The sequence below is a fragment of the Vibrio sp. R10-SF1-ISO8 genome (assembly GCF_059833805.1).
The window spans coordinates 306,320-329,844 of sequence record NZ_JCBDHL010000008.1 but is presented as its reverse complement, the minus strand read 5'-3'; the positions used below and the strand labels follow the sequence as shown (position 1 = coordinate 329,844).

Sequence of the window (23,525 nt, the reverse complement as noted above, 5' to 3'; positions counted from 1 at the left end):
TAAGCTTATGAGGTTAATTCAAACTTCTGCGGGAAAACTGAAGGGTCGCAAATTCATCCATCTGTTTTTGTTCTCGAATGTTTTGCTGACGTTCTTTTTCCGCCTGTTTCTTCTCTATCATCCATTCGTAGGAGCGTCTTTGTTTACGACTCTCCAACCAGTTCTGCTCACACCCTTCTACTTGGCCTTTAAAGTGCGATTCTGCTTGCTTCTGCTTAGCCAAAGTTTCATCGAGCGTGGTTAAGAAGCGATTAAGGTGGGAATATTGACTGGCTGTGAGACCTTGTTGACCACGATCAACGAGCTGCTGGCAATAATCAAGACGGTATTTTTCGATTTGTTCAAGCTGCTGATAATACCCTTCTAGCTCAGAACGAGCTTGGCCCAACGCCAAAACTGCTTGGTTTTCTCGCTCTTTTGCCTGTTCTAAAAGAAATTCCAGTGCGTTATCCATCGCTTATTACTCGCCTTGTAACAGCCCGCGAAGCATGTTGAGACACATGTCGTATGGCACCGTCTCTTTCATCGTCTGCTGCAAATATCCGTCCAACTTAGGTTTAAGCGTAAACGCACCGTCTATTGCAGGGTCCGTCCCCGGCTTATAAGCTCCAATTGAAACAAGATCTTGATTCTTACGGCACACAGACAGAACCTGACGTACTGCTTTAGACATCAACACATGCTCCTCAGAAGTGATCTGAGGCATAACACGACTGACTGATTTCTCAACATCAATCGCTGGATAATGTCCGGCATCCGCCATTTCACGAGACAGTACTACGTGACCATCAAGAATAGCACGCGACGCATCAGCAATTGGGTCCTGTAAGTCATCACCTTCAGTAAGAACAGTAAAAAACGCAGTGATAGAGCCTTGTTCAGGACTACCATTACCCGCTCGTTCAACCAAAGCAGGTAACTTAGCAAACACTGAAGGCGGATAACCTTTGGTTGCTGGGGGCTCACCGACAGAAAGTGCTATTTCACGCTGAGCTTGGGCAAAGCGGGTCAAAGAATCCATCAAGAGTAGGACATCGAGTCCTTGATCACGGAAATACTCAGCGATGGTTAACGCGGTCTGACACCCTTTTAATCGCATCAGTGGTGAAGAGTCGGCAGGCGCGGCGACCACGACAGAACGCTGACGGCCATCAACACCCAAAATTTCTTCAATAAACTCTTTAACCTCACGGCCACGTTCACCAATCAAGCCGACAACAACAACTTGCGCAGTTGTACCTCGGGTCATCATACCCAAGGTGACCGATTTACCAACACCAGAGCCCGCAAATAGGCCAATACGTTGGCCTTTGCCTACGGTCAACAATCCATTGATGGCTTTAATGCCGACATCAAGTGGTTCAGAGATAGGTTTACGGGCAAGAGGGTTAATTGGGTCCGCGTTAAAGGAAGCGCGTTTTTCGGTATAGATCGGGCCAAGACCATCAAGTGGGTTGCCCACACCATCAATAACTCGTCCAAGTAATTCCATACCCACAGGTAAGCCAGATTCACTGGTTAACGGCGTGACTTTCGCACCAGGTAGGACACCTGTGATTTGTTCACTAGGCATTAGGTATAAGCTTTCACCGGAAAAGCCGACGACTTCCGCTTCCATCTCACCATGCATGGTTTCAACTCTACATAAACTGCCGATGGGCGCTCGACATCCTGTTGCTTCGAGAGTTAACCCGACAACGCGGACTAATTTACCCGCAGCGACAGGTCGGCATGTGAGCCCTTGAGTTTTGTATTGTGAAAGACGATCGGCGAGAGCTAGCACTACTCACCACCCTGGTGGCGATTCACTCCACAAAAGCTTTGAATAACGCTACGGATACGATCTTCCATACGGTAGTTGACACTCGACTCCCCAGCTTCAATCTGAACATCACCACGATTTAGCGCTGGCTCAGCCATCAGTGTCCAGTTGCGGAATTCGAGTTCTTCAGCACCGTATGAAGTGCGAATAATTTCAACATCATCAGGATGAAGTTTCAGAGTGATCGCGTGCCCCGAGATCGGAAGCGACTCTACCGATTGCTTAATGGTATCTAGGATAACTTGAGGATTGGTTTGTACCTCAACATGAACGACTTCCTTGACTAAAGTCAGTACCATGTCGACGAGTTGTTTCTCGACTTGAGCATTCATTAACTCAAGTGGTTGAGCAAATTGGTTAGCCAGATTCACAAACGTCTGAACCTGCTGCTGAATAAACTCTTGTCCAGCAGCAACACCCTCGATCTTACCGGCTTCTAGGCCCTCTTGATGACCCTCTTGTGTACCTTGCTCTTTGCCTTTTTCGTACCCTTGCTTGAAGCCAGCCTCTTGCCCCTGATGAAGCCCTTCCTGATAAGCCTGCTGTTTAATCAGCTCAATTTCTTCTTCAGTGAGCTCTTTCGGCGCTTCTTCTGCTACAGGTTCAGCGATAGGCATCCAGCTCGGATCGTAATTCATCGCCGTTTCTTTGGCCTGCTTATGAGTTTGCGAGGTGTAATCAGGCATACCCCATCGCTCTGGTTTTTCTACCAGCTCATCGTTATCCAGACGTAAAAAACCGCGTTTCCTTTCCAAAGACATAGATACCTTGTTCAGTTAAATTATAGGAACTCGTCCGCACCGCCACCCAGCATGATCTCGCCAGAATCAGCCATGCGTCGTGCAATTGCCAATACTTCTTTCTGCGCTGCTTCCACATCAGATACCTTGATTGGTGGCATTGCCTCAAGGTCATCGCGCATCATCTCAGCGGCACGTTTAGACATATTCTTGAAGATCTTCTCGCGTAGAGGCTCATCGGCACCTTTAAGTGCTCGCTGTAGCGCATCTTGCGGAACATCACGCAGCAATTTCTGGATGCCTTGGTCGTCCACTTCGATAAGGTTCTCGAATACGAACATAAGATCTTGAATCTGTGTTGCCATGTCTTCGTCTTGATCGCGAATTTGCTCCATCAAGATACCTTCGACATTGTTGTCCATGTAGTTCATGATCTCTGCCGCAGCCTTCAGGCCGCCAATTTTGGCTGCTTGAGCACCTGCTTGACCTGCGAACTGTTTCTCCATGATTTCGTTCAGTTCAGCCAGTGCCGAAGGCTGAACTTCTTCTAGGTTGGCAATACGCATCATTAGATCTAAGCGGTCCCGCTCAGCGAACTGATTAAGGATCTCAGCTGACTGATCAGGCTCTAAATATGAGAGTACAATGGTTTGAATCTGCGGGTGTTCGTTGATGATGATGCTCGCTACCTGACGAGGGTCCATCCATTTCAGCGAATCGAGACCTTTCGAACCTGTACCCAATAAGATTTGGTCAACTAGGTTGTTGGCTTTATCTTCACCCAGTGCGGCGACTAGCGCATTGCGCATAAAGTCTTCGCTGCCCATACCAATGTTGGTGTATTTCTGAATATCTTCTAAAAAGGCACGGTGAACAGCACCGACCTTTTCTTGGCTTAAGTCCGCAGCGCGCGCCATCGCGCTACCTACTCGCTGAACTTGTTTCGGTTCTAAATGGCGAATAATACCCGCAGCGTCTTCCTCATTAAGGCTGAGTAAAAGAATCGCCGCGCGCTCTTCGCCCGGGATGGTTGATATATCCACGGTGTTTTCTACTACCTCACCGCCCTCTTCCTGTGGAACTATTTCGTTAGGCATCCTGCATCCAATTCTTCACTACTTGTGCTGCCAGCTCAGGTTCATTAGCAACCAGTGCACGCACTGCTTTCAGCACATCTTCATCTTTGTGTAGGTTAGGCAAGTCAATACTTGAGCCAAACTCAAACAACTCACCACCGTCTAGGTCGCCACCAATTAGGCTGGTTTCACCATCAGCACCAATTGGTAGTCCATCTGGTCCGTAAAGTTGATCTTCATCTTCATCCGACGCAGGGTTGAGGAGTTTTTTCAATGCTGGGCGGACAAGTACCAAGACCACAACAATGATGACCAATGCACTTGCGAACCAACGAATCCAGTCATTGAAGTTAGGGTGTTCCCAAATAGGCACGTCCGCCAAGACTTCAACTTCAGGCTCTGCAAACTGCATACTCAGTACATTAAGTAAGTCACCACGTGCTTCACTAAACCCTACGGTACCAATCAATAGCTGCTTAATAGAGTTTAGTTCAGCGTCAGAAATTGGTTGATAACTGGTCTCTCCGGTATCCGGATTAACAACCGCACGATTCTTAACAGCTACCGCGACAGTTTGACGATTTACCACTCCTGTTTGACGACGTTCGTGGCTGATCGTGGTATCAAGTTCAAAGTTACGCGTCGCCTCTTTATGTACAGAGCCTTGACCTAAGGTCGTGCCATCTTTCATCTGCGCCACATCTTGTGGAATAGACGCGTCTGCAGGAGGCTGGTTGCTTAGCGCACCAGGTACACCTGCAACGACGTTACCGTTGTTGTAATCCTCTAACGTGTATTCGCTTCGTGTTGAAGGTGTATTAGGGTCAAAACGCTTACTGGTTTGTTCAACCGCGCTAAAGTCGAGTTCAATATCCACTTGAGCGGTATAGTTACCAAAACCTAAGATTGGGATGAGCACTGAGTCAATTTTTTCACGCAGCGCTTGTTCTTGCTTACGCTCTAATTCATGCTCTTTGCGACGCGCTGCTGATGCTGGGTCTTGGGAACCTGAGCTAAGCAAGCGACCATGCTGATCAGTGACGGTAATGCGGTTAGGTTTCATTCCTGGTACCGCACTAGCCACCATATCAACGACTGAATCCACTTCTTCTTGTTTGAGGTTAGCGCCCATATTGAGCGTTAGAAATACTGATGCGGATGCTTCTTGGTTATGGCGAACGAATACACTCTGTTTTGGCAACGCAAGCAGGACACGCGCTTTGCGAACTTGCTTCATCTCTTCTATCGCTTTAGACAGTTGACGTTCACGACTTAGCTTGAGACGTTCTTGTTCTAGACGCTGAGATACACCAAAGCCCATATCTTGCAGAAGAATTTCATCGCCAGCTTGTTTCTCTTGATTAAGACCAGCACGAACCATATCAAGCTTAAGCGAATTGAAATTACTTGCAGGAACCAAAATGGTATTGCCTTCAAGTTTGTAATCGAGCTTTTGTTGATCGAGATAATCTAAGACAGGAATCAATTCTTCTGTTTCATAGATGCCCAAAGGACGCATCTCTGGTTCTCTAACCCAGAAGAACAGCATAACAATCAGAGCAACACAGATAGATATAGAAAGAACCAGTACTACCTGACGAAGTAAATCGAGATCACCCACCGCCATATCAAACTTGGAGCTGGATTTTTCGTCCAAATCAGGGTTTTGAACTTGCGTATCAAGATCCGAGGTAGCCACCATTGCGCTTTCGCCAGCACCTTCAGTCACGGTTAGATCGGTTGATGAATTTTGCTCTGACACAGACTTTACCTAACTTTAAACTGGCATATTCATCAATTCTTTGTACGACTCAACAAGCTTGTTTCGTACTTGAATTGTGGCTTCGAAAGCAACGCTAGATTTGTTTCTAGCAATCATTACGTCAGAGAGTGAAACATCAGCATCACCACGATCAAATCGCATTTGAAGGTCGCTAGACGTCTTTGAGAGGCTATTAACGTTGTTGATAGCATTATTGAGCAGTTGACCAAAATCCGCACCTACTGTTTGTCCAGTAGCCGCTGGTTTGGTGCCACTAGCCTCAAACATCATCGCTTGCATTTCGCTTTGAAAACCGTCAACTCTCATCAAAACCTCAGTAGTCAACTCTTTGACTTAAATTAGTGCTTGTGTACTGACACTGCAATCATCGTGCCACGTCAGTACTAGAAGAAAAATAACACCTTAGTTTGGTATTTCAATCCCGGCATCACGCATTTTTGCTAATTTGTAACGCAGAGTACGTGGGCTAATCCCCAGCTTCTCCGCCATTTCTTTACGTCGGCCATTACACTCTTCCAAGGTATCGAGAATAATGGCGTATTCTTGATCGCGCAGTTCGCCACCCAACCCGCTGCCAGATGTCAGGTTGCTACTTTGCTCTGCAACTGGCTTAACGTTAGGAACAATGCAATCACCGCTTTCTACCGCGACTTGCAAACTAGATGCATCTTGCCAATCAAGTCCTTCAAGTAGAATGTGCTCTGAATCAATCTGACCACTTTCACTTAAGATTAACGCTCTCTGTACCACGTTATCCAACTCACGTACGTTACCCGGCCATGTGTAAGAAAGAAGCTTGTTGATGGCATTCGCTGTTATGCTAGGGACTGGCATTCCCAACTTCTGGCAGTGACGCTCCACAAGGTGTTTGGCTAGCGGTTCAATGTCACCGACGCGCTCGCAAAGTGCGGGCCAAGCAATTGGGAAAACATTTAAGCGGTAGTACAAGTCTTCACGGAAATTGCCTTCTTGAACGTATAACTTTAAGTCGCGGTTACTGGTCGCGAGAACACGAACATCAAGCTTGATGCTCTTTCGGCTCCCTAATCGTTCGACTTCACGCTCTTGCAGAACACGCAAAAGCTTCGCTTGCAGGCTCAGATCCATTTCGCTGATTTCATCCAGTAGGATGGTTCCGCCTTGCGCCTGTTCAAACTTACCCGGACACGCTTGAACCGCACCGGTAAACGCTCCTTTTTCATAGCCGAACAGTGTCGCTTCTAGCATGTTGTCAGGTATCGCCGCACAGTTAATCGCAACAAATGGACCATCTTTCCGATTCGAAGCGTTGTGAATGTAGCGTGACATGACTTCTTTACCAGATCCGCTTGGACCTAATACCATTACGCTGGCATCCGTTTTTGCAACTTTGTCGGCAAGCGCTAACAATTTAATGCTTTTTTCGTCAGCGACAACGGCGTCACCATTATCATCAGATTTAACTGGCGCGTAACGACTGACCATATTTAGCAGAACTTCTGGTGCAAAAGGCTTCGCCATATAGTCAATGGCGCCATCTTTCATCGCGGAAACTGCATCTTCAATGTTGGCATAAGCCGTCATTAGAAGTACCGGCAGATTTGGCCAGTGCTGTTTGATGTTTCTAAGCAACGCCAAGCCGCCCATACCAGCCATTTGCACGTCTGACACAACAATATCTACGCTGTTTGTCTTAAGCTTCACTAAGGCGTCTTCCGCGCTGTCCGCCTCAAGCCATTCATAACCAGCCAGAGCCAAAGTGTCGACTAAGGCTTCGCGTAGACCTTCATCATCTTCTACGATCAGTACTTTGCTTTGAGCCATTATTCTTCTCCAGTCATAGCTTGTTGATCAGGGTGAGGGTGACGTTCAAGCGGAATACACACGGTAAAGCATGCGCCGTCACCTTGCTCTGAAATGAGTTCCAACCTTCCATCGTGAGCACGACACACCATCTGCACTACCGCAAGACCGAGTCCAGTCCCTTGCGAGCGAGTGGTGAAGAAAGGTTCCATAATTTTGTTTTGCAGTTCGGCGGGAACGCCAGGACCGCTATCTTGTACGGAGATTTTTAATTCGCCGTTAACAGGTCTAAAAAACACGTCTACTTGGGATTGCTTACCTGCGATTTGAATCGCATTCATTACCAAATTACTTAACGCCGACGCAATAGCATTTGCATTGCCAAGCAACTGGGTTTGCTCTTGCTCAACTTCCAAACAGTAATCGATCTGATTGTTTTTCAGAGCGGTTTCAACCATAGGAGAAAACTCTGCTATCAAATCTGCCACTGTGAACGGCTTAACAACCTTATTGTCACCACCTTTAGCAAACAACAACATGTCATTGACTTGCTTTTCAAGGTCGTGAAGGCGATCCATCAGCTTGGTTTGAAACCTGTCTTTTGTCGCGGGCGGTAAATTGGGTGCACCTAAGTTTGAGGCATATAACATTGCGCTTGAAAGTGGTGTTCGAACTTGGTGCGCCAGTGAAGCCACCATGCGACCAAGAGAAGAGAGACGTTGCAAATCACTAATCCGTGATTGTAAGAGACGTGTCTCAGTCAAATCGGTAATCAGAATCAACTGTCCAGTCTTTGAGGCAGAAATAGCCAAACGAACTTTACGACCATTGCGAAGCGAAATCTCGTGGCCATCGTCCTCCCTTGGTGCGAAAGCTTGCTGAATAACCTCAAACCACTTTTCACCTACTAAGGGGACTTCCAATAAGCGCAAAGCTTCTGGATTGGCTTCCTGCACGACACCTTGAGTATCTAGCAATATAACACCAGCAGGCATGACATCGAGTACCTGCTGATAGCGTTCTACTTGTTGCTCTAGTGTGCCTAGTGGCATCGGATTATCGACCGACGGGGTTAACTGCATGACGTATTTCTGCCTTAAAAACTACAATAGCCTGACATGCAAAAGACACGCCAAGCTATTTGTTTTATATTTCAATTACTTAACCTAAGGTCAGTAAATTGACAGTCAGATTTTACGTCAAACTAGCGCTGTAAATTGTACTTACGCATCTTCTCAACCAAAGTCGTTCGGCGCATACCCAGCATGTCTGCAGCTCTTGCGACAATACCACCTTGCGCCTCTAAAGCTTGGTTAATCATGTTGACCTCAAGATCCGCCAGCATCTCTTTAAGATTGACACCTTCAGGTGGAAGACTTTGCGGAGCATTTTCATGCTCTTGGAAAATATCATTAGACTCTAAGCTGAAATCTTCAGAGAAGATATCTTGCAGCGCATCGCGTTCTTGCTCTTCGACAGATTCAAGGTTGTTGTACTCTGGCTGGAACTCCGGAATATCACTATAGCGATACTTGGTCGGTAGATGATTCACATCAACCAAGCTGTTTGGATACAGGATGATCATTCGCTCTACAAGGTTAGCAAGCTCACGAACGTTACCAGGCCATTCATGCTCCATCAATGAGTTGATTGAACGCGGCGTAAAGCAGATAGGCTGAGCACCTTCTGATTCCATACGAGTCATTAATTCCTGAAGCAACAAAGGTATATCATCTTTGCGATCGCGCAGTGCAGGCATCTCGATTGGGAACACATTGAGACGATAATAGAGATCTTCGCGGAAAGACTCTTCATCAATCATTGTTTCCAGGTTGCGGTGCGTTGCTGCAATAACACGAACATTGACTCGGATAGTGGTATTGCCACCGACACGCTCAAAACAACGCTCTTGAAGCACTCGAAGCAATTTAACCTGCATAGGCATTGGCATATCGCCAATTTCATCTAGAAACAGCGTACCACCTTCAGCAAGTTCAAAGCGGCCTTTACGTGACGTAATCGCTCCTGTAAACGCCCCTTTCTCATGACCAAACAACTCACTTTCAAGGAGGTCAGGAGGGATCGCCCCACAATTAATTGGCACAAATGGACCATTGCGACGAGCTGAATGATAGTGAATGTTGCGAGCGACGACTTCTTTACCTGTGCCAGACTCCCCCAAAATCAACACATTTGCTTCTGTTCCAGAAACCTGCTCAATAAGATGGCGGACTTCTTTTATGCCGTGGCTTTGGCCAACAAGGCTACGGAACAAAGTGTTTTTACGAGAAGAGGAAAGAACATTTACACCTTTACGGCCTAAAAAGTCTTTACAGTGGCGCAGCGCTTCACTTAATTGCGGATAATTTAATGGATACTCCAGCTCACCAACATAGTTTGTTAGCTCTTCAACTGGATAAGAATGCTTTCCGGCAATAAGTAAAGGAATATGATTAGCCTGGGATAATTTATCGCTCAGCTTGGAAGGTAATTTATTATTATTTAGAGAACCAAGAATACAACCGGCCCACACTCGAGACCAATCTAGGTCATCAAGCTGATCAGAAGTGATCGCCTCACACTGTTCTCCAACAAATTCTAAAATATTACTGAGATTGACTCGTGCTTGCGCATCATCTTCAATCACAAGTAGTTTTGCTAAACCTTGCATAGGTGAGAATGTTTGCCTTTATTTTGAAACGTTGTGGCTGGGTTAAAAATCTAAACGTCACTTGTAACTATAGTTCAGAAACCGTGTTAGACAATTTAGAAATTTCAGCAACAAAAAAAAGCCACTAGGCTAGTTAGTGGCTTCTATTCTATTTGATAAAAAAAATAAGGCAACCAAGCAATTACTTGATGTGATGTTAGCCCAAAAGCTCAATAAGCATAATAAGCATAATATTTCAATGCATACTTAATTATGTCTGAAATTTCCTAAAAACTTAGTTCAGTTTATAAACCAACATCTGATGCTGTTAGATTGTGATATTCAGTCGGGATCTGATCCCACGCAGACTTAATTTCACGGATAATCTCAATCACATCATCAATGGGTTGTGGATTATTCTGATGATTAGCTTCTGTAATCTGAGTAATCATAAATTCGTACAACTGATCTAGGTTTTGAGCGATGTCGCCACCGTCATCCATAGACAGGCAGCTACGCAAGCTGATTATGATATCTAGAGCCTTACCCAAACGTTCGCCCTTGGCAGGAATGTTTCCCGCCTGCATTGCCGCCTTACCTTGAATCAAACGTTCAATAGCGCCAGCCATCAGCATTTGAACAATTTTATGCGGGGAGGCCGCACTGAGCTGGCTATCAACCGATACCTTCTTGTAAGCCTGTAGTGAACCACGCATAACAACCCTCTTTCTTCTATAAAAACTTTTGATACTGCTGAACTGAACGTTTGCCATGACGAAACTTTTGCAACGCCTGTCCGAGTTCAGAAGTTTTCTTTTGCATTAATTCTACAACAGTTTGGGTTCTTTTGACCGCATCATGCCACTGCTGTAGTTGTGCAAGTTCTGGATGTGTTTCTATTACATCTAACAAACTTTGCAATAACTGTTCCCTTATATCGACCAACTGAACAATTTCTTCAGCATTTATTTCCTCCGATGCAAGGGTTTCAGAAATTTTTTGATCTAATTCACATAAATCAGCTAGTTGGCCGAGAAATTGACTATCCAAGCGCATTCATCATACCTGCTAACTGAGAGTGCATTTTGCTTGTCGCATCTTGCATTGCCGTAAATTTGGCGTGTGTACGTTTCTCTAGATTATCCATACGGCGATCCAATGCCGCTTGATCATCCTGTAAGCGATAAGTCCGCTCAGTCATGCTCTTCTCTCGATTGCGTATCGAGCCCGTTACACCAGTCAAACCTTGAATTGCGTCTTCCACTTTTTTAGCAAAACCTTGGTTCCCGCCAAAAAAGTCCTCAAGCTTGTTGAAGTTATTGTTCAACTGGCGATCAAGCATGTCATAGTTGATCTCTAATGTGCCTTGACGGGTAGTAGTAATACCAAACTCCGTCAATGTTTTTAGATCCTCTGGCGCAGGCTCTACCCGAGAAGAAAATACCGACTTAAGACGAGAATCCGCACTTCGAACAATACTATCACCGGCCAGTGGGCCTGCGGCACCAGTTCTTGGGTCTACACCACCAAGCTCCTGAGAAGTTTGATAGAACTGGTTGTAAGCTGCGACAAACTGCTCAATGTCATTACGCACACCTTGACGGTCATACTCAATATCAATCTCTGAAGCGGGCTTACCTACTGGTGTACGCCCTTTTAGAGTTAAGTCAACGCCGTCAATGGCATCTTCAATAATATTGTTATTACTTGAAAGCTGAGCAACACCATCGAGTAGAACTTTAGCATCTTGCGCTGACTGTACTTCTGTCATCCCTCGGTAAGTATCAAATGATTGTTGCGCCGCTGCTAAATCAGCTTGAGCTTGGTCGATGCGCTCTAGGTACTCACGTTCTTCTTTTGGAAGCTTAGCCCGCTCCATCTCTTTGGCTTGTTCAGGTGTCAGCTCTCCTGTCGCCACACGTTGAGCAAGCAGCGCTTTTTCATCCGCGACTTTCTGCTCAATTCGCGCTTGCTCTGCATCTAGCTTAGCTTGCGCTTCTTTTGGCGTAACATAAGAATCCGTTAAAGTTCCAGAAGCACTGTTAGACCAACCTGGCACATCTGGCGCTTTTTCACGCGCTTTATCATCGAGCTGAGGCTCAGGTTCCCAGTAAGAACTGAGCAAGGTCCCCGACGCCGTTTCTGTCCATCCGGGAATGCGCTCTTCGGGTTTGATGTACTTGTTTGCTTCTATCCCCGCCTGTGCAGCGGCCGCAGTTGCACTTTTTGACAACTCATTGTCAGCCGTTGCGTCTTTCGCAGCGTTAGGATCAGCTTGAATTGCCGCTTGCTTTGAAGTCGCCGCGATCTCATCATCGACAGCTTTTGCCGCATCGATGTTATTTTGAGCAATTTTATCGGCAATTTTTTGCTCCTCTGGAGTCAAAGGGGCAAGCAAATCTTGAGCGGCAGCACGAGCGCGTTCTAGATCTTTAACTCGTTGCTCAAGAGTTTTGTATTCGAGAAGTTTAAGCGGGTCGCCAGCTTTCGCTTCAGCGCGCATTGAAATGTCATTATCTTGCCCAGAAACGTTGGATGCGACGATAAGACGAGGGCCTTGTGTGTCATTAATGACCGCAGCACGAACCCCTGGATTAGATTTACTTCCATTAATACCGCGTACGATATCAACTAATTTTGAGTTTTCTTGCACATCAATCGAGAACTTTTTGTCCCCCATTGAAATCTGCAGCTTACCCGGGCCAAATTTTGCGTCCTCCGGCAATACATCTGACGCAATTTTGTGGCTTTGGGCAAGCTGCAACACATCGATAGCATATCGACCAGCGATAGCTTCAGTGGTTGCTGTCGCGGATACTACAGCTTCATCCGTTGATTCGACTGTTCTTGCGGCGAAAGCTTTCTCCTGACGAAAGCTCGCCATCAAGTTTTTCATCGTATCCAGCGACTCTCTGAGTCGACCATAGGCACTGATACTAGAATCAATTTGGGTCCGCTCATTGTCGATTCGTTGCTGCTTAGGTACGCGCTCCGAATCTACAATTTTGCTGACCATGGAATTGATATCCATGCCAGAATTCATGCCTATAGGGCCAAAACTCATTTACTCACCTCAAGTACGATTACACCGTCTGGTTCACAATCCCCGATGAATATCGGGCGGTTTGCTCCCTTAGGCGACGTAAGATAACTAGCATTTCCTCATCGGGTATCTGACGAATAATATCACCAGTATCCGCTTCATATATCGTTACAACATCTCGACCAGATTCTTCGTCTACACGAAATGATAAGCCTTTATTGATCGACGAGATGAAATCATTCATCTGTTGAACAATCCTTTCACGCTCTGCCCTATTTAGCTTTTCACGCTCTTTCGAGGCTTCTATCGCTTTTTCAACAGACTGAGTCGCTTTTTCGCTCATCTCCCTAGTAGAGACCTGTTCCTTTTCAGAGGAAACTTGCTGTACATCGTGTTTTGAAGCAAGTTTAGTGCCACTATCTGAGCCATAAGGCTGGATGTTCGATGTGTAGGATGGTATTTCCATAACGATCTCCCTTCCACCTTAGCAGGTTACAACATTCTGTTGCACCAATAAGCTCCTATCGAACCTATCGATTAACCTAATAAGCTAAGAGCTGCCGACGGAGACTGCTTGGCTTGCGCTAGAACAGATGTACTTGCTTGCTGAAGAATCTGCGACTTAGTCATTTGCGTAGTTTCTTTTGCATAGTCAGTATCAACGATCCGGCTTCTAGACGCATTAACGTTCTCGTTAATGTTATCTAGGTTACTGATAGCATGGCCAAAACGGTTTTGGAAAGCACCCAGTTCAGCACGCTGACTGTCTACCGTTTTCAATGCGCCGTCAATAACAGATACCGCTAGCTGAGAACCGGCGACTGTTGAAACGTCGACGTCGGCTACAGTACGATTTTGCCCTGCACCAAAGCCAATTTCACCACCAAGTCCTCCACCAATCGTGACATCTGTTGCGACTTTATTGGAAGCTGCGAAAAGTTGAAGCTTACCTTCCTCACCCACTGAAGCCTTCACATCTTCACTTTGACCATTAATATACGTTGCAAGCTGCTCGATATCGTCGCCAGCTTTTGCATTTATGGTGAGTGTTTTTGCCTCTCCATGTACATCAGTATAGTCTAGAGTAAGGTCAGTTGTACCTGCAGAAACAGTCCAATCTGACGCTTTTCCTGCTTGAGCAATATACGCTTTACCACCCATTCCTACAGTATCAGAACGCATGTTGCCCATAGAAAGCTGAACAGCCTCCCCTGAGCTCGCTCCAATTTGGAATGACTGAGTACCGAACGTGCCGTTAAGCAATTTGTTACCACCAAATGAAGTGGTTTCTGCAATACGGTTAAGCTCGTCATTCAGTGCGGTAACTTCTTCTTGAATCGCAATACGTTCCGAACGTGAGTTCGAGCCGTTAGAGGATTGCAATGATAGATCGCGCATACGCTGCAAGATGTTGGTGGTTTCGTTCATCGCACCTTCAGCGGTTTGAGCAATCGAAATACCATCATTCGCATTTTTTACAGCCATGTCTAAGCCACGGCTTTGCGCATTCAAGCGGTTTGAGATTTGAAGGCCAGCAGCATCATCACGGGCACTGTTGATTTTGTAACCCGAAGATAGACGCTCCATCGATTTCTGCATACCATCAGTCGCACCATTAAGGTAGCGCTGAGCAGTCATCGCAGACACGTTCGTGTTTACGTTAATTGCCATATTTGATCTCCTTAGGCATTAGGGCGATGTGTATCAGCGTCTCTCACCTCGCTTCAACACATCTCATTTCTCTCAATCCTTTAACGGCGAGCTAAAAAATACCTTTAGAAGAAAATTAGCGAACTTTTTTAGTTTTTTCCGTATTCCGTAAGAATTGCTTTAGAGATCAAAAAGTTAACATAAACAAAAAAATCCAGCCGGAGCTGGATTTTTGTGATTAAGATTGGGTTTATCCCAGTAGGCTCAATGCTGAGTTTGGCGCTTGCTTCGCTTGAGCAAGCACTGAACTAGATGCTTGAGAAAGAATTTGCGACTTAGTTAGTGCTGTCGTTTCTTTCGCAAAGTCAGTGTCTTTGATTCGGCTGTTAGATGCATTCACATTTTCGTTAATGTTATCTAAGTTGCTGATAGCATGTGAGAAGCGGTTTTGAAAAGCACCTAGCTCTGCACGGTGGCTATCAACATATTTCAGTGCCGCGTCAACGATAGCGACAGATTCTTGTGCGCCACCCACACTCGTTACGTCAATCGTATCAACCGTTACCGCTGTGCCAGCACCCATGCTCAACTCGCCAGCTAGACCACCACCAAACGATACTGCACCTTGAACTTTATCTGTTCCAGCGAACACTTGTAGACGACCTTCTTCGTCAACAGAAGCTGTCACTTGGTCAGTTTGACCGTTGATGTAAGTTGCAAGCTCCTCAATATCATCGCCTTCTTTGGCATTGATGTTGATTGTTTGCGGCTGCCCCGCGTTATCAGTAAGAGTGATCGTTAGGTCGTTAGCACCTGCTTGAACAGTCCAATCTTTATCTTTAGAGTTTGCAGCTTGGTAAGCAGTACCACCCATACCAACGTTGTCAGAACGCATATCGTTCAGAGTTAGCATTACTGCTTCACCGTTGTCCGCACCAATTTGGAATGATTTTGTCGCGTAAGTTCCGTTTAGTAGCTTGTTACCACCAAACGAAGTCGTTTCCGCAATACGGTTTAGTTCATCGTTTAACGCTGTTACTTCTTCTTGAATCGCAACACGCTCAGATTTAGAGTTTGAGCCGTTTGCAGACTGTAGCGATAGGTCACGCATACGCTGTAGAATGTTAGTGGTTTCGTTCATCGCACCTTCAGCAGTTTGCGCGATAGAGATACCATCGTTCGCGTTACGTACAGCAACATCAAGACCACGGCTTTGTACGTTTAAGCGGTTCGAGATTTGAAGGCCCGCTGCGTCGTCTTTTGCACTGTTGATCTTAAAACCAGATGACAAACGCTCCATTGAAGTTTGTTGAGCATTAGTCGCGCTATTTAGGTAACGCTGAGCTGTCATTGCTGATACGTTAGTGTTTACATTTACTGCCATGGTGATTTCTCCATTTGATTTTCCGATGTAACCGGTTTCCGACGTCTCGGAAAACCAAAGTCGTTTTCTCTTAAAGTTACTTTTATTAACGGCGTGAATCAGAAAACCTTGAGTATTTTTTTGAGTTTTTTTTGAAAAAAGTTCATTTCGAAGGGAAAACGTGACTAATAGGAAAAAACTGCCAATAAAGTTATTTTTTCGCTAAAGCTTTAGAATCGACTGTCGATAACATTCTCTTTTTTGAGAATCATCCCAACAAAGTTAAAGCAAGATTAGGCTGTTGCTTTGCCTGCGCCAAAATAGAGGTGCTCACTTGCTGCAAGATCTGCTGTTTAACCATCTGTGTGGTTTCTTTGGCATAGTCAGTATCTTTAATACGACTGTTCGATGCCGACAAATTCTCATTAACATTAGAGAGATTATTAATCGCATGATTAAAACGATTCTGCATCGCACCTAACTCGGCCCTATGGCTATCGACATACTTCAGTGCCGTATCAATGATAGAAACCGCTCTTTGAGCACCACCGACCTGAGAAATATCTATATTATCAACCGCTTCATAGCCACCGAGGTTCATATTAAGTTGATTTGCTAAACCGCCAGAAAATGAAATCGTTCCTGAGGTTTTATCACCAGCCATAAAGATTTGTAACTGGCCGTCTTCATTAACAGAGGCTGATACTTCATCTGTTTGACCATTGATATAGGTCGCAAGCTCTTCAATATCATCACCAGCTTTCGCTTCGATATTGATCGTTTCTTGCTGACCTAGAGCATTGGTGTATTGCATCACTAACTGATTGTTACCCTGCGCAACTTGCCAATTACTGTCAGCTTGACCAGCTGCAATATAGCTAAAACCACCCATGTCTAAACTGTCGGAGCGCATGTTTTTTAGCGAAACTTGCACCGCTTCACCAGAGCTTGCACCAATCTGAAAAGAAGAAGAGGCAAACGAACCATTGAGCAATTTTCGACCACCAAAAGAGGTGGTTTCAGCAATTCTATTCAATTCATCGTTTAAAGCCGCCATTTCCTCTTGTAATGCAACTCGTTCCGCATGGCTGTTTGAACCATTGGCAGATTGAAGCGAAAGATCTCGCATCCGTTGCAGTAAGTTGGTGGTTTCATTCATCGCCCCTTCTGCCGTCTGCATAATGGAGATGCCGTCATTGGCATTGCGCATAGCGACATCTAAACCACGCATCTGGGATTCAAGGCGATTGGAAATCTGCAGCCCGGCAGCATCATCTTTGGCGCTGTTAATACGATACCCTGAAGAGAGTCTCTCCAGCGATTGATTCAGCATATCTGTCGCATTGGTCAAGTGACGCTGCGCAGTCATTGCTGATACATTGGTATTAACAGTAATGGTCATAAAGTGCTGTAATCCTTCTTCGGGTTACTCACTTTATCGGCAAAAACAAAGTTTCTTTAATGAAAAAATGTAAAAAACCGAACTCTAAGGTTCGGTTTTAAATCTTTGAAGTATCGAGAGTTGTATCGTTTTACTCAAGCGTTAAGCCCGCTAGCATTTCACTAGAAGGAGCAAAGAAATAGGCGCCTGTGACTGCCTTAGTAAAACGAAGCAGTTGGTCTGTCTTACCATCCGTCACGCCATACATGCTTTCGAGCATCGCTTTAAAGTTATGAAGAGTATTACAATAAGCAATGAACAACAGTCCATGCTCACCAGAGACGCTACCATAAGGCAAGCTATGGCGTACAATTTTTAAGCCTTTGCCCTCTTCCTTAATATCAACGCGTCCAACGTGCGACGCTGTGGGTACGTCATCAAGTTCAATCGAATCTGGCTTGGTACGGCCAATCACTTTTTCTTGCGCCGAAACATTCAAGCGGTTCCAAGAAGGTAAGTTGTGGATGAAACGTTGCACCATCACATAACTGCCACCAACAAAATCACCTTGTGGAATGATAGCCACTTCTTCACGTTGAGCGTCTTTCGGGTTTTCTGTCCCATCGACAAAATCCGTCATATCACGAGAATCTAAATAGCGATAGCCGTATGTTTCATCAATGACGGCAACATCTTCAGACACTAGCGCAAAGAACTTACGCAACAGGTAAAAATGCAGGTCATGACGGTTCGAGTGACAGTGAATCAATACATCAACATCAGAACTAGGCGCCACTACATCACCTTCACCGAGCTGCGGGAAGTCGATAAGCTCTGCTGGCATAGCCACATCAAGCTTGCTCCAAAATGCCTTAGTAAACGCGATAGACAGCGTTAACTCTGCACCAGGTTGCTGCTTATTGAGTTCTTCAACTAAAGCCGGTAGAGCTTGAAGCTGCTCCAACACTTTGGTTTCGTTTTGATTGACCTTAAGCAAGGTGTATTGCGCGAAAGGACCTGCTTCAGGAAGAATTGCACTTTGAGGGTATGACATTTTTAATTCCTCACTCGATTTTTTTGCTCAGTGTATTTCGTTATTAATTTTGTATATTGATGGCGATCATCACTGGGGAAGTTTACTGTGTCGGAACTTTCCGAAAGCTATCTCTGACACTACGACTCTTAGCGAAGTAAATAATCAACCATAATAGCAACAACATCACAGCGCCATTTGTCCAGCTAAATGCGCCATGGACTAGATAGACATGATACAGAGTTTGAGATAGCTGAGCGGCTGCGGTCACAAGCGTAATCCCTCTGCCGTATGCCACTATGTGATTTATCCATGCTCGCTCTGGGCTGCGCAGACTCACCATCCACATTAATAGGATACTCGGAATCCCCATCGCTAGCCCGAGATAAAGCATATTGTGATCAGGGTAAACTATCGAAAGAATTTTACTGCCACTCTCGCGGCTAGCACCGGCAACCACAAACACGACCCAAGCTTTGGCTAAGAACAGCCACGCTAACCAAACCAGTTTCGGTGCTCTTAAAAAACCATGTTTATCATATTGCTCTAACGCGTAACGCACTGCTATGTCACTGCTTGAATTCAATTAGACTCCACTCTATACCAATTAGCATATTTTGCTATCAGTTATTGCAAATTAGAGTGATAGATAATAGCGAATAGCCACAACGAGATTATTGCTGATGCTTGGTTCGGACTCGTTTAAAAGAAACGACAAAAAAGAGCAGAAGAAGTAAAGCCGGCGCTAACCAAAGTAGTGCATTGCTAGTGCTAAAGGTAGGCTTATAGAGAACAAATTCACCATATCTAGCCGTCATAAAATCAATCACTTGCTGCTCACTTTGTCCTTGGTTGATTTTACTAAACACAATCAAGCGTAGGTCTTTCGCGATCGGAGAGTTTGACTCAACTAAATTTTGATTCTGGCACTGTGGGCAACGTAACGATTTTGCCAATTCAATCGCTACCTTTTGCTTATGCGGCGAATCAAATTGGAATAGCTCGACTTGAACATTTTGTTCTGTCGTAGCCGCTGCAAAGATATCTTGGTTTGCGCTCGCAAGGCTTAGTGGCGCTAACATCGAAAGCGATAACAACAGGTATTGCACAAAAGCCAACCTTAAGCTCATGAGTTCGCCCCACCAGCAAAGAAGTCAGCAAAATGCTTGTCCCATACTTTTTGATTCAATACGCCAAGATGCTTGTAAACAATGGCCCCACTGTGATCGACGAGATAAGTTTCTGGTGTTCCCACCACTCCAAGATCAAGAGAGAGAACGCCCTTGGGGTCGAACATGACATCACTATAGGGATTGCCAAGCTGTCCAAGGTAATTCACCGCACCAGAGCGTTGATCACGGTAATTTAATCCAATGATAGGAATGCCGAGTTTCGCAAGCTGATTGAGGTACGCATGTTCTTTACGACATATTCCACACCATGACGCCCAGACATTAACCAGCTGATATTCATGCCGAAAAAGTTGTCTGCTCAGCGCCTGTTCCTGCTTCACAAGCAGCTCAATCGATTGTGCTGGAAACTGCCTGACTACAGGTTGAGAGGCTGGCCCAAACTGCTGTGTGTTAAGCCCTGCAACAAGAAAGCCAATAAAGCCCAATAAAACCACAATAAAGAGGGTAATTTTATGCTTGCTTGATAAAGCCATGAGCCACTTCCTTTGGTCGACGAGAGAGAAAAGGTAACACAGCGCCGAGCATAGCGACTAGCGCCCCGCCCCAAATCCAACTGATATACGCCTTATATTGGATCTTGACCGCATAAGAATCGGCATCAACTTTACTACCTAGCGTCACATAGTAGTCACCATGCCAAAATGGTTGGATTGCAGGCTCACTCATATTCATCACCCGAACTGGATAATGACGACGCTCTGGTATCAGAGTAAAGCTTCGCTGTTCTGAGGAGAATCTCAACTCCGCCTGTTCTGCTGTATAGTTAGGGCCGATAACCCAATAAGTATCAAGGTACTCAACTTGCCACTCGCCAAATTCTAAAGAGCTGCCCGCTGCCATTTTATGGTTCACTTCGAAAGAGTGTTCTGCATTCATTACTGCACCAATACTGCTTATCGCCAGACCAATGTGAGCAAGCACCATAAAGGTTAGCTTTTGCTGCTTCACTACCAACAGTAGATGACTGATTATCACCCAGGCCCCTAGCCCCCAAACCACAGAGACAGCTGGCGAGAACCACATATCTTGCAGCCAATACACCACCGCGCCGGTAAGCAAAGAGGTGAGAAACATCAAAATGATCTGCTGTTTAGAATAGTGACTGCCTTTATTCCACTTGAGCAATGGAACTAACCCCATACCTATGAGAGCAAGCAGAACTAAAGGTAAGAACAAGGTATTAAAATAAGGAGCGCCAACCGATACCGAGCCTAACCCTACAAGTTCATACACCATAGGATAGAAAGTCCCGAGAAAAACAGTAAACGCCGCCACTGCCAGCATTCCTACAGATGCGATGGCAAGATAGCTGCGCCCAAAGAGCGATTGAACATGTTTGCTCTTGATAGCCTCGCCTCGCTCAAACAGCAAGGCAAATGAGGCAATCAAGGTCACGGCAAGAATGGCTAGCAGGGCAATTCCTTTGCCAGGGTCAACGGCAAAAGCGTGAACGGATGTCAGTACGCCAGAGCGCACTATAAAGGTTCCTAGGATACTCAGGCTAAAGGTAACCAACGCCAGCACCAGAGCGGTTTTTCGCTGCTGCTGATAGCGACTAGCCGCAAGTAAAGCGTGCAGTAATGCGGTCCCAGTTAACCACGGCAGAAGTGACGCATTTTCAACAGGATCCCAGAACCACCAGCCTCCCCAGCCTAGTTCATTATAGGCCCACCATGAACCCACCAAAATGCCCAGCGTCAAAAATGCCCACGCAGATATTGCCCAAGGTGCCGCGAGCTTTACCCAGTCATCAACGAACGTTCCTTGCATCAGCGCAGCGAGTGCAAATGCCAACACGGTAGAAAAACCGATATACCCCAAATAGAGCAGCGGTGGGTGGAAGATCAATCCGATATCTTGCAGCATTGGATTGAGGTCTCGACCTTGCTCTAACCAAATTTCAGCATAAGAGAATGGATTGGAAGTGATTAGGGTGAACCAGGCAAACGCAGCGATAAACAACTGCATTACCCACAGCACGTCATCGAGGTATTTTTTAGAAGTCTGTTGGATAAAAGAGATACATGCCGACCAGATGGCTAAGGTGAAAACCCAAAATAGCATCGACCCTTCGTGACCTCCCCACACCGCGGCAATTTTGAAGAAATCAGGTAACGCCGTGTTCGAGTGGGAGGCGATATAGTGAAACTGGAACTGATCAGTAACAAATAGGTAGCCAAGAAGGACAAGGCTCAACGACGCCACAACGCCATTAAGCCTTGCTAACAATGATAAAGAGAGAGCGGCACTTCGCTGTTGCCATTTATTCCATGCATAAGCAGCCGAGATAAGCGAACTTGAAACGGCGACCCAGACTAATGCAAAGTGTCCTAGCTCTCCGACCATACTTACACTACCGTCATCTGGCCTGCGTAGAGGATAAAGGTCCGTAGCATAAGCACACCGACTAGGCTGAGTGTGGTCACCATGAAGATATACCCACCATTATGGCGTGTCTCTTTTGGCGCAACCGCATTGAGAGTCAATGGTAAAAGCATGCCGATTAACACCACCCCAAACCAGAACCAGTTCGACCAAAAACCGCCACCGATCGCGTTCCAAGCAGCGACTTCATTCTGACCACCACTAAAAATAAGCCCGGTGAAGAAGGTGACTAGCACAAATAGTTCAAACAACACTACAGGTCGCTCGAAACTATGCACCCAAGAAACACTTGGACTTGTCGCTGACTCTTTGAACACTAAAATGCCAAACATCAAACAAGCAGCCGCTCCAGATGAAAGGCTGGAGAACAAGAACAAAATCGGCAACACTGGATTGTTCAGCATTGGGTATGTTTTCAATGCTGAAAGTAGGAAGCCAGTATAAGCAGCAAGAACAACCGCAAGGAAACCTAAAAACAGTTCAATAGCATTGTTGTATTTACCTGATTTAATCAAGAATCCATCGACAAAATCGAGCAACTTACTAGGCAGTTTACCTTCAGCGAAACCGATGATTTGATGACGGAACAAAATACCAATCCAGATAAACAAGACGATCATGTAGACCTGGAATAGGATAACCCCCATCGACATCACGGAGTTCATATTGAAGTAGATCATGATCTTCCAAAACTCCAAAGGTTTGGTCAGGTGGAAAATCAAGATCGTTAGACCGGAGATGATACCAAATGGCGCTAGCCATGCCATTGCCTTCAAGATACCGTTGTTAGCCGGATCCCCTTCAATCACTTTGCGCCTTAGATAAAGCGCAATCATTACCGCCCCTGCAGACATACCCGCTAAGAACAGGTAAACCGCAATAATCCAATCCCACACCAGAGAGTCAAAGTGGAATGCACTTTCGAAACCAGTCATGATTAAACCTCCCCTTTCTGATGAGGCACTTTGTACAATTTAGGCTTAGTGCCTAAGTGTGCCTTGTCTCGATAAACGACTTCACTGTTTAACACTTGGTTAATTTCGCTATTTGGATCGTTGAGATCACCAAATATCAGTGCCTTAGTTGGGCAAGACTCAACACAAGCAGGTAATTTGCCCTGAGCAAGGTTGGTATCGCGGCAGAAGTTACATTTATCAGCCGAGTGATCTTCAGGGTTAAAGAAACGCACTTGATACGGACAAGCGGCTAAACAATAACCACAACCGACACATTTCTCTTTATGGACATCAACAATACCTGTTTTCTCATCTTTGTACGCCGCACCTGTTGGGCACACATAAACACAAGGAGGGTTTTCACAATGTTGGCAAGATTTGCGAGTAAAACGGTAATCAACATTCGGAAATTCGCCTTGTGGTTCACTGCGTATAATTTCGAGACGTGATACGCCTTCAGGAACCTTGTTCACATCACGACAAGCATCAGTACAAGCGGTACAACCGATACAGGCAGTTTCATCATGAACCATCCCGTAAAGTTTGTTACCATCTTGTTCAACATTAGCGAGTGTTTTTCGACTACTGATAACAGCGGTTCCCGCCACACCCGTAGTGAAGATAACCGCGCCTGCGCCAGTTAAGAAGTTTCGTCTTGAGCAACTCAT

23 protein-coding genes are annotated in these 23,525 nt (G+C 45.6%); all 23 read right to left on the bottom strand.

Going from position 1 to position 23,525, the window contains the following annotated elements; all coding sequences use genetic code 11:
* Window positions 1-13 precede the first annotated feature (13 nt).
* The 23 genes from fliJ to nrfC all read right to left on the bottom strand — a co-directional run bounded on the left by fliJ (window position 14) and on the right by nrfC (window position 23,525).
* On the bottom strand, window positions 14-454 hold the full coding sequence (gene fliJ, locus AC6R00_RS05210) for a flagellar export protein FliJ (protein ID WP_500639555.1): 441 nt from the start codon (window positions 452-454) through the stop codon (window positions 14-16).
* 6 nt (window positions 455-460) lie between these two features.
* Entirely contained in the window at window positions 461-1,783 is a 1,323-nt protein-coding gene (gene fliI / locus AC6R00_RS05205; protein ID WP_500639554.1) for a flagellar protein export ATPase FliI, read from the bottom strand.
* A complete protein-coding gene (gene fliH / locus AC6R00_RS05200) occupies window positions 1,783-2,583 on the bottom strand; it encodes a flagellar assembly protein FliH (protein ID WP_500639553.1) in 801 nt (266 codons plus the stop codon). The genes fliI and fliH overlap by 1 nt, the downstream gene beginning before the upstream one ends.
* Before the next feature lie 20 nt (window positions 2,584-2,603).
* Entirely contained in the window at window positions 2,604-3,659 is a 1,056-nt protein-coding gene (fliG, locus tag AC6R00_RS05195) for a flagellar motor switch protein FliG (protein WP_500639552.1), read from the bottom strand.
* Window positions 3,652-5,400, bottom strand: coding sequence for a flagellar basal-body MS-ring/collar protein FliF (gene fliF / locus AC6R00_RS05190; RefSeq protein ID WP_500639551.1), 1,749 nt, complete (start codon window positions 5,398-5,400; stop codon window positions 3,652-3,654). The genes fliG and fliF overlap by 8 nt, the downstream gene beginning before the upstream one ends.
* Before the next feature lie 15 nt (window positions 5,401-5,415).
* Window positions 5,416-5,727, bottom strand: coding sequence for a flagellar hook-basal body complex protein FliE (gene fliE, locus AC6R00_RS05185; RefSeq protein WP_500639550.1), 312 nt, complete (start codon window positions 5,725-5,727; stop codon window positions 5,416-5,418).
* A gap of 96 nt (window positions 5,728-5,823) precedes the next feature.
* On the bottom strand, window positions 5,824-7,224 hold the full coding sequence (locus tag AC6R00_RS05180; RefSeq protein ID WP_500639549.1) for a sigma-54-dependent transcriptional regulator: 1,401 nt from the start codon (window positions 7,222-7,224) through the stop codon (window positions 5,824-5,826).
* Window positions 7,224-8,285, bottom strand: a complete 1,062-nt coding sequence (locus tag AC6R00_RS05175) for a sensor histidine kinase (RefSeq protein ID WP_500639548.1) — start codon at window positions 8,283-8,285, stop codon at window positions 7,224-7,226. The genes AC6R00_RS05180 and AC6R00_RS05175 overlap by 1 nt, the downstream gene beginning before the upstream one ends.
* Before the next feature lie 122 nt (window positions 8,286-8,407).
* The gene (locus tag AC6R00_RS05170; protein WP_500639547.1) at window positions 8,408-9,874 is read right to left on the bottom strand and encodes a sigma-54 dependent transcriptional regulator; all 1,467 of its coding nucleotides are present in this window, start codon (window positions 9,872-9,874) and stop codon (window positions 8,408-8,410) included.
* A 284-nt stretch (window positions 9,875-10,158) separates the two neighbouring features.
* Complete coding sequence (fliS, locus tag AC6R00_RS05165) at window positions 10,159-10,569, bottom strand: flagellar export chaperone FliS (protein WP_500639546.1); 411 nt, start codon at window positions 10,567-10,569, stop codon at window positions 10,159-10,161.
* Between the two features lie 16 nt (window positions 10,570-10,585).
* On the bottom strand, window positions 10,586-10,909 hold the full coding sequence (fliT, locus tag AC6R00_RS05160; protein ID WP_500639545.1) for a flagellar protein FliT: 324 nt from the start codon (window positions 10,907-10,909) through the stop codon (window positions 10,586-10,588).
* Window positions 10,896-12,917 carry a flagellar filament capping protein FliD gene (gene fliD / locus AC6R00_RS05155; protein WP_500639544.1) on the bottom strand — a complete coding sequence of 674 codons (2,022 nt, stop codon included), beginning with the start codon at window positions 12,915-12,917 and terminating at the stop codon, window positions 10,896-10,898. The genes fliT and fliD overlap by 14 nt, the downstream gene beginning before the upstream one ends.
* Window positions 12,918-12,936: 19 nt before the next feature.
* Window positions 12,937-13,362, bottom strand: a complete 426-nt coding sequence (flaG, locus tag AC6R00_RS05150) for a flagellar protein FlaG (protein WP_500639543.1) — start codon at window positions 13,360-13,362, stop codon at window positions 12,937-12,939.
* Between the two features lie 71 nt (window positions 13,363-13,433).
* Entirely contained in the window at window positions 13,434-14,567 is a 1,134-nt protein-coding gene (locus AC6R00_RS05145) for a flagellin (protein WP_500639542.1), read from the bottom strand.
* Between the two features lie 229 nt (window positions 14,568-14,796).
* Window positions 14,797-15,930 carry a flagellin gene (locus AC6R00_RS05140; RefSeq protein WP_500639541.1) on the bottom strand — a complete coding sequence of 378 codons (1,134 nt, stop codon included), beginning with the start codon at window positions 15,928-15,930 and terminating at the stop codon, window positions 14,797-14,799.
* A 247-nt stretch (window positions 15,931-16,177) separates the two neighbouring features.
* Complete coding sequence (locus AC6R00_RS05135; RefSeq protein WP_500639540.1) at window positions 16,178-17,311, bottom strand: flagellin; 1,134 nt, start codon at window positions 17,309-17,311, stop codon at window positions 16,178-16,180.
* Between the two features lie 130 nt (window positions 17,312-17,441).
* Complete coding sequence (locus AC6R00_RS05130; RefSeq protein ID WP_500639539.1) at window positions 17,442-18,344, bottom strand: Dyp-type peroxidase; 903 nt, start codon at window positions 18,342-18,344, stop codon at window positions 17,442-17,444.
* Window positions 18,345-18,426: 82 nt separating this feature from the next.
* Entirely contained in the window at window positions 18,427-18,885 is a 459-nt protein-coding gene (locus AC6R00_RS05125) for a DUF2919 domain-containing protein (protein WP_500639579.1), read from the bottom strand.
* Window positions 18,886-18,997: 112 nt separating this feature from the next.
* The gene (gene nrfF / locus AC6R00_RS05120; RefSeq protein ID WP_500639538.1) at window positions 18,998-19,453 is read right to left on the bottom strand and encodes a heme lyase NrfEFG subunit NrfF; all 456 of its coding nucleotides are present in this window, start codon (window positions 19,451-19,453) and stop codon (window positions 18,998-19,000) included.
* Window positions 19,450-19,989, bottom strand: coding sequence for a DsbE family thiol:disulfide interchange protein (locus AC6R00_RS05115; protein ID WP_500639537.1), 540 nt, complete (start codon window positions 19,987-19,989; stop codon window positions 19,450-19,452). The genes nrfF and AC6R00_RS05115 overlap by 4 nt, the downstream gene beginning before the upstream one ends.
* Window positions 19,967-21,862: a heme lyase CcmF/NrfE family subunit gene (locus tag AC6R00_RS05110; RefSeq protein WP_500639536.1), complete on the bottom strand. Its 1,896-nt coding sequence runs from the start codon at window positions 21,860-21,862 to the stop codon at window positions 19,967-19,969. Before AC6R00_RS05110 ends, AC6R00_RS05115 begins: the two co-directional genes overlap by 23 nt.
* A gap of 2 nt (window positions 21,863-21,864) precedes the next feature.
* Window positions 21,865-22,836 carry a cytochrome c nitrite reductase subunit NrfD gene (nrfD, locus tag AC6R00_RS05105; protein ID WP_049846643.1) on the bottom strand — a complete coding sequence of 324 codons (972 nt, stop codon included), beginning with the start codon at window positions 22,834-22,836 and terminating at the stop codon, window positions 21,865-21,867.
* A 2-nt stretch (window positions 22,837-22,838) separates the two neighbouring features.
* Window positions 22,839-23,525: a cytochrome c nitrite reductase Fe-S protein gene (gene nrfC / locus AC6R00_RS05100; protein ID WP_069665771.1), complete on the bottom strand. Its 687-nt coding sequence runs from the start codon at window positions 23,523-23,525 to the stop codon at window positions 22,839-22,841.